We start from the raw sequence: 7,443 nt of genomic DNA on the forward strand, positions 1-7,443 counted from the left end.
AGCGAATCGTAATTTTGAGAAAATACCGCCCTCCAGCATAGTTAGAACTCAGCCAAACTTGGAGTACTTCTTTAGCAATTTGAACTTGCCACTGCCAGCTTTAAATATTAGAGTTAGGCCGTTAAGAATGAAAGATGAGCCTTTAAATAAGTTATATGGCAATTATGTGAAAGCAGGGTTCGGCAACTATGTTACACCGTACCTGGAAGGTTATTTTTCAAATAAGAGAGATAACCAAATGATGTATGGAGCTCATTTTAATTTCCTTGATTCCAGAAATGGACCTGTTGATGGTAAGAACTCTGGTTCTGGGGTAATGAATGGTAGCTTGTTCGGTAAGTATTTTGGAAACAATGTTACGGCAAGTGGTGAAGTGGGCTTTGATAGAAGACGTTATAACTTTTATGGATACCCTGAAAATCAAGAGATTGACACGGATACATTAAAGCAGAATTTTAGCGTCATGCATATTCAGGGATATCTTGAAAATACTAAGGCTGATGCCAAATTGAATTACTTAGCAGGTTTTCAGTTTGACTATTTAACAGATAATTATGAAGCTAAGGAAAGTGAATTTCAGATAGATCTTAATACTGGTTTTAACATAGGCGGAACAACCAAAGCTGAGATAAAAAGTGATTTGGATATTATCTCACAGAAAGATGCACTTCTTGATGTAAAGACTAGAAATATTTTCCGTGTTAATCCAACATTAACATTTGAGTATGGAGGTTTTTTGATTAGTGCAGGATTCAAGGCGATTTATGAAAATGATACTTTAGGAGATTCTGATGAGGTGCATTTTTATCCAGTGGGTAAAGCACGTTATCAGTTATCATCAGGGTTTACTGTGTTTGCAGGTATTGATGGAGATATTGAAAAGCTCACGTTAAGAAAGATGACCAATGAGAACCCTTACCTTATGCCCAATGCTCAGGCTTTTAATACCAATAAAACATTTCAGCTTTATGGTGGTATAGAAGGTAGTTTGAGTAGTAAAATGGGCTTTAGATCAGGGATTAGCGTTAGCACTTATAAAAACATGTACTACTTTATAAACAGCCCACTTGACCAATCTAAGTTTATGGTTGTTTATGACAAGGGGAGTACTTCATTGGTAAATATCTATGGCGAATTGAGCTACAATAGAAACGAAGCTTTGAGGTTTATTCTCCGTGGGGATTACTGGGGTTATGATACAGACGAAATACAAGAGGCTTATCACAGGCCTATCTATAAAGTGTCTGCAATTTCTACCTACAAGCTATATGATAAATTCAGGTTTGAAGCGGAAGCCTATATGTTGGGAGGAATAAAAGCTTTTGACTTTAATACTAGTGAAGACGTTGATCTGGATGCGGCACTTGATTTGAATCTAAAGGCAGAATATCTTTTTTCAAAGCAATTCTCGGCTTTTATCAGATTAAACAACTTATTATCGAACGAATACGAGGTTTTATATAATTACCCATCCAGAGGTTTACAGGTGCTGGCAGGTGTAACATATAGCTTTTAAGGGCCTATAATAGTGTTATTGCCATAAATTCCTATATTGTAATGTGCTTAATGTAAGTTCTTTAGATTTTGCACAGTCGAAAATTCGATTATTTTTGTATTAACTTACTTAACCAACAACCTTAAAGCATATATAATGGCTAAGAAAAAAGATGATGAAATAGAAGATAACAACGACTTTAACGATGATAACCAAAATGATTTTAATGAAGCCGATGATAGTTTTGGTTTACCCGATGTCGATTATCAACCGTTAGACGAAACCACTGAGGAAGATACTTCTAGTTCATATGATGACAGCACTTCTTCTTATTCAGAAGACTCTTCATCTACCTATTCAGATGATACTGATGCTTCAGAGGATTCTGAAAGTGATAGTTACTCTTCAGATTATCAAGATACTTATGCTCAGGAAAATGAGCAGGAAGAAACTGATGAATACGTGCCAGGAAGTTACACCCCTCCGCAAGAGGAGAGTTCTAACACAGGCAAGATCGTAGCTATTGTATTAATTTTAGCAGTACTGGGCGTAGGTGGATGGTATTTCTTTATTCACAAGCCAGCTCAGGAAAAGGAACAGGCTAGAATAGAAAAACTCAAGCAAGAGGAAGCGGCTAAACGTTTAGCTGCTGAGAAAAAAGCTGAAGAAGAACGGTTAGCACAGGAAGCTGCCGATAGAGAAGCTGCAAGACTAGCTGCTGAAGAAGCTGCCAAACCGAAAATAGGAACCGTTGAGACAATTACCGCAAGAACCGGACGTTACTACGTTGTTATTGCCAGTGATATTGACGGAGATTTGGCAATGGATTTTGCTAATAAATTAACAAAAACAGGTGTGAGTATTCAAATAATACCACCATATGGAACTAGTAAATTTCATAGAATTACCGTTGATAATCTTGATACTTGGGCTGCTGCTGAAAACAGAGCTAATGAGTTGAAGAGTGAGTATGGCGAGGAAGTTTGGGTAATCAGATATTAACTATGACATTAGCACAAATACAGACTGCAGTGGATACAACCTCTGCAGCAACTTCTCCTGAATCTGTAAGAATTATAGACCTCCTCTTCCAAGGAGGTTTTATGATGATACCTATAGCACTTTTGTCCATTGCTGCCGTGTATATTTTTATTGAGCGGGTGCTCACTATTAAAAAAGCGGCAATGCCTTCTGAAGGGTTTATGAACCAGATCCGCTCGTTAGTTGAAAAAGGTGATATCAATGGAGCCAAAATGCTTTGTCATCATGAAGATTCTTCAATTGCCAGAATGATTGAGAAAGGAGTGAGTAGAATTGGGAGTCCATTGAAGAACATTGAGGTATCGATAGAAAATGTTGGTAAGATAGAAATTTTCAAACTGGAGAAGAACCTTTCATTATTAGCGACTATATCAGGCTCAGCGCCTATGCTAGGCTTCTTAGGTACCGTTATAGGTATGATTCAGGCATTTATCGCCATTGCACAGGAGGAAGGCTCAGTGAGCCCTAAATTACTTTCTGAAGGCATTTATACAGCCATGATTACTACTGCAGCGGGTCTGTTTGTAGGTATCATAGCCTATCTGGGTTACAATTACCTTGTAACAAGAGTTCAAAAGATTGTTCATAAGATGGAGTATAGCTCCGTTGAATTTATTGATCTTCTTCAAGAACCAAAAAACTAAGCTCAAGTGTCTTTAAAATCAAAACATAATGTAGAGCCGATGTTTAGCATGGCTTCAATGACAGATATCATTTTTCTGTTATTGGTGTTCTTTATGCTTACTTCTTCTTTTATTACGCCATCAGGTTTACCTGTTAATTTGCCTACAAGCAAGTCTTCTACGGTTGAAATGCAGAAAGTGTCTGTGACTATAACCAAAGAGCTGGATTATTACGTTAATGATAAGAAGGTATCAAAAGGCCGCCTTGAAGGTGAGCTAAGAAGTAAGTTGGTAGGGAATGAGGGAGTTGTTGTACTCCATATAGATAGCAGCGTACCAACTGAGCATTTAGTATTTGTAGCTGATTTAGCTACTTCATTGGAAGCTAAGGTGTCTATTGCGACTAAACCAAAGTAAATGAGCGAAGAGCAAAACGATAAGAAAAACAGAAGAACCGCTGCCATAGCATCGGTGACTTTGCATGCCTTATTGCTCGTTGCTTTTTTATTTATGCTGGCATGGAAGGAGCCAGATCCGCCCCTCCCTGAATATGGTATTGAACTAAATTTTGGACTGGACAATGTTGGATCTGGAGAAGAACAACCAGAGGTAGAAGCTAATGACAGTCAATCGCAGGAAGAAGCAGCCGAAAATGAATTGCCCGAGGAAACGGTAGAGTCAACTGATGATACTCAAACTGAAGAGGTGAATGAGGTGGCTGAACCAGTTGTGGAAGAGACAACTGTAAACGAACAGTCTTCACCAGATGTAGTAGCAAAAGAAGTGGTTAAAGAAGAGGTAAAGCCTGTAAAAGAGACACCAAAAGAGGTTAAAAAGGAAACAACCAAGCCAGTCGAAAAAACTGAAGTCACTAAGCCAGAAGATGGGGCTAAAGGAAAGGATGGAGAGGCAACTGAACAGAAGGCGGCTAATCATGGTGATAATACTAACAAAGTAGGTGATAAAGGCCATGAAGAAGGAACATTGGACTCCAGGGCACTTTATGGTCAGCCTGGAGGTGGCGGTGGTTCTGCTTTGCAGTTGACAGGTTGGGTTTGGGATTTTGAACCAAGACCAAAAGACACTTCCATTGAAAATGGTCGAATTGTTTTTGAAATTAAAATTGATGATCAGGGAGAGATACTTTCAGTTCGTACAATAGAAAGAAGTGTTAGTCCTGCAGTAGAAAAAATATACCGAGCTGAAGTTGAAAAACTTACTTTCAGTAAAACATCAGATAACTCGATTGTGGCACCAGTTTCTACAGGTAAAATCACCTTTGTTATTAAGTCTAAATAACCCAGTATAGCTTAAATTTTATGGTGGATATTGATTTAGAATATGAGAACACTGTCAAGTTCTTGTTTTCACAATTACCAATGTTCCAAAGAGATGGTGCCAGTGCTTATAAAAAGGACCTGACCAATACGGTGAAACTCTGCCAGTTTTTGGGTCATCCCGAGCATCAATTTAAATCTGTACACGTAGCTGGAACTAATGGAAAGGGTAGCTCTTCGCATTATTTAGCTGCTATCATGCAAAAGGCAGGCTATAAAACAGGTCTTTATACATCTCCTCATTTAAAGTCTTTTACAGAGCGGATAAAAATCAACGGAGTTGAAATTACAAAAGAGGCCGTAGTTGAATTCGTGGATTTGATCAAGCCTTTAATAGAGGAAATCCAACCTTCTTTTTTTGAAATTACAGTGGCCATGTGTTTTCATTATTTTGCAAAGGAGCAGGTTGATATTGCCATTATAGAAGTTGGAATGGGTGGCAGGTTGGATTCTACTAATGTAATCATCCCTGAAGTAGCACTTATTACTAATATTAGTAACGATCATCAACAATGGCTTGGGAATGATATAAAAACGATAGCCGGAGAAAAGGCAGGTATTATTAAAGAGCATATCCCTACAGTTATAAGCGAACGTCAGACCGAGATTGAAGATGTTTTTATTGAAAGGTCAAGGGAGCTAAATTCTGACCTCTATTTCGCTGAAGATGATGTTCAAATAGGAGTTGACGATGGGTTAGTCATTAGCACTAACAACATGGAGATTAAGGTTCATAATGTTCAAGAAGCCGCATATCAACAAAGAAATTTGAAAGGAGTGATTAAAGCTGTTGGGGTTCTGAGAGGCAGAGGGTTTGATGTGGATGATGATGCTATTGTAGCCGGAGTGGAAGAAGCTTTTACAATAACAGGTTTAAAAGGGCGCTGGCAAAAGTTGGGCTCAAAGCCTGCTAAATATTGTGATGTTGGTCATAATGAGGCTGGGTTAAAATATGTAGTTAATCAAATCAACAATTATCAGTACGATAAATTACACATAGTTATCGGTGTGGTAAATGATAAAGAGCTTACATCAGTTATGCAACTACTACCTATGGAAGCTCAGTATTATTTTTGTCAGGCTGATATACCAAGAGCATTGCCCGCAGCCAAACTACAGCAGGTGGCCAGTGAGTACGATTTGATTGGCTATTGTATTCCCAATGTGAATAAAGCGATCGAGGTAGCAGAAAATAATGCGACTGAAAATGACTTCATTTTTATTGGAGGCAGTAACTTTGTTGTCGCAGAAATTGAAGGTCTATAAAATTTAACCCTGAATGAGTAGAGGAAAGCTAAAACGTTTTGCTGAAATAGCAGAACGAGCTAATGTTATTGAACCAAGTAAGGTCATTTATGAGAAAGTTAAAGGTAATTGGCATAACGAAGTTTTTCAAAACAACAACCCAATTACTCTTGAACTGGCTTGTGGTAGAGGCGAATATACTGTTGGGTTAGGAAGACTTTTTCCTAATAGCAATCATATCGGTATTGACATTAAAGGTGATAGGATATGGAAGGGAAGCGCCATAGCTGAAGAAGAGGGGTTGGAGAATGTTGCCTTTTTAAGAACACATTTGCTAGAGCTAAACAACTTTTTCGAGCCAGGAGAAGTAGATGAAATATGGATCACTTTTCCTGATCCAAGACCCAGAGATAGGGATGAGAAAAGGAGAGTCACCCATTCCAGATTTATTAATATCTATAAGTCTATTGTATCAAAGGAAGGTATAATAAGGCTTAAAACAGATAATACAGGCTTGTTTGATTATACCCTGGAAGCCTTAAAGTTACGAGATGATATAAAGGATTTACATTTCACCCATGATCTGTATCATTCGGAATATGTTCATGAATGTCATGATATTAGAACCAGATATGAGCAGAAGTTTGGTGCTGAAGGTCATGATATCAAATATTTGAGGTTTACATTCTCATGACCTTCAACGCCAGCAATTTACATACTCAGCATTGTGCCAAATAGTACGCTTCCAAAAAATATCAATACATAAAACGCTAAGACAATAGCGAGTAGTATACCCATAAATTTGTAATGAGATTTTAAGTGTTTAAATGCGTCCTCCACTTCCTGTTCCGATTTCATGACGATGCCTAGTTTCATGTGAGCTGAAAATTTATACAAATAGTATATTGGGAAAAAGTATAGCAGTGCTATTAATATATAAATGAAACTAAATATACCGGTAGGCATGCCTTGGGCATTTGGAAGGTTGCTAAGAAAAGATCCGGCAAATAGTGCCATTATGAGCATAAACCCTACCATTACAAACCCAAAAATTGAAATGAACATGGTCCATTTTCGTGTTTCATTTAGGTTTCTTAGTGCCTGTCCGGTAAGTCTGATACCCTCATTTAATTCTGTTGATTCCATTATTTATAGTTAAAGGTTGAAATATTTTGTGTTCTGAGTAAAAATAAAATTATTGAATGCATTTCCTCTCATTTTAATTCTAAATTTGCACTGCCCGTAAGGCTTGACCGTGTTTTTTAAACCTAACATTAAAAACAATACCGAGTGAGCCTTTTTCCAAAACAAGGCCTCATCTCGGCCCAGCCGAGACCTCGTTCTTAGGAGCAGGATAACAGTGGACTGTTGCGGTAAGCTTAGGCAGCTCAAATCCTGTCGAATCAGGGGTTTAAAACAACCTTTTGACGCCTTACGGGTTATTTATTGACTATTAGCTTTGACAATTGAAATTTTAAGTAGAGATTGTTAAAATTGTAATATATTTGAAGTTAAGTTCTTTGTGATAATCTTATCAAGAAAGGCAGAGGGATATGGCCCTGTGAAGCCTTGGCAACCATGTCAATTAAATTGACAAAGGTGCTAATTCCAGCCTTAACATTTTGTGTTAGGGGAAGATAAGTCAGTATTAGCCTACACTATTATAAAAAATATTATGAGCTCTTCTGACCTGTCAGAAGAG

General features: G+C 37.8%; 8 protein-coding genes and 1 riboswitch. Of the genes, 7 read left to right on the forward strand and 1 reads right to left on the reverse strand.

Annotated elements, in window-relative coordinates:
• From E1140_RS21345 to trmB, 7 genes are all read left to right on the forward strand, one after another.
• The coding region (locus E1140_RS21345; protein ID WP_221412615.1) for a TonB-dependent receptor at positions 1-1,516 on the forward strand (1,516 nt) is incomplete at its 5' end.
• A 135-nt stretch (positions 1,517-1,651) separates the two neighbouring features.
• Positions 1,652-2,497: a hypothetical protein gene (locus E1140_RS03025; RefSeq protein WP_155178907.1), complete on the forward strand. Its 846-nt coding sequence runs from the start codon at positions 1,652-1,654 to the stop codon at positions 2,495-2,497.
• Positions 2,498-2,499: 2 nt separating this feature from the next.
• Entirely contained in the window at positions 2,500-3,180 is a 681-nt protein-coding gene (locus tag E1140_RS03030) for a MotA/TolQ/ExbB proton channel family protein (protein ID WP_155178909.1), read from the forward strand.
• A 6-nt stretch (positions 3,181-3,186) separates the two neighbouring features.
• Entirely contained in the window at positions 3,187-3,576 is a 390-nt protein-coding gene (locus E1140_RS03035) for a biopolymer transporter ExbD (protein WP_185153397.1), read from the forward strand.
• Positions 3,577-4,458 (forward strand): hypothetical protein, encoded by an 882-nt coding sequence (locus E1140_RS03040; RefSeq protein ID WP_155178911.1) that lies wholly within the window; start codon positions 3,577-3,579, stop codon positions 4,456-4,458.
• Positions 4,459-4,481: 23 nt separating this feature from the next.
• Complete coding sequence (locus E1140_RS03045) at positions 4,482-5,762, forward strand: bifunctional folylpolyglutamate synthase/dihydrofolate synthase (protein ID WP_343034129.1); 1,281 nt, start codon at positions 4,482-4,484, stop codon at positions 5,760-5,762.
• 13 nt (positions 5,763-5,775) lie between these two features.
• Positions 5,776-6,435 carry a tRNA (guanosine(46)-N7)-methyltransferase TrmB gene (trmB, locus tag E1140_RS03050; RefSeq protein WP_155178913.1) on the forward strand — a complete coding sequence of 220 codons (660 nt, stop codon included), beginning with the start codon at positions 5,776-5,778 and terminating at the stop codon, positions 6,433-6,435.
• Positions 6,436-6,452: 17 nt separating this feature from the next.
• Here the strand turns inward: trmB and E1140_RS03055 are convergent, their stop codons facing one another.
• The gene (locus E1140_RS03055) at positions 6,453-6,887 is read right to left on the reverse strand and encodes a DUF5362 family protein (protein ID WP_155178915.1); all 435 of its coding nucleotides are present in this window, start codon (positions 6,885-6,887) and stop codon (positions 6,453-6,455) included.
• A 382-nt stretch (positions 6,888-7,269) separates the two neighbouring features.
• Positions 7,270-7,385, forward strand: a riboswitch (SAM riboswitch).
• Positions 7,386-7,443 lie beyond the last annotated feature (58 nt).

It is taken from the genome of Fulvivirga lutimaris (genome assembly GCF_009711525.1).
GTDB classification, from domain to species: Bacteria; Bacteroidota; Bacteroidia; order Cytophagales; family Cyclobacteriaceae; genus Fulvivirga; species Fulvivirga lutimaris.

Excerpts from the sequence above, each read along its gene's own strand:
- E1140_RS03025 (WP_155178907.1), top strand. The coding sequence starts at position 1,652 with ATGGCTAAGAAAAAAGATGATGAAATAGAAGATAACAACGACTTTAAC.
- E1140_RS03030 (WP_155178909.1), top strand. The coding sequence starts at position 2,500 with ATGACATTAGCACAAATACAGACTGCAGTGGATACAACCTCTGCAGCA.
- E1140_RS03040 (WP_155178911.1), top strand. The coding sequence starts at position 3,577 with ATGAGCGAAGAGCAAAACGATAAGAAAAACAGAAGAACCGCTGCCATA.
- trmB (WP_155178913.1), top strand. The coding sequence starts at position 5,776 with ATGAGTAGAGGAAAGCTAAAACGTTTTGCTGAAATAGCAGAACGAGCT.
- E1140_RS03055 (WP_155178915.1), bottom strand. The coding sequence starts at position 6,887 with ATGGAATCAACAGAATTAAATGAGGGTATCAGACTTACCGGACAGGCA.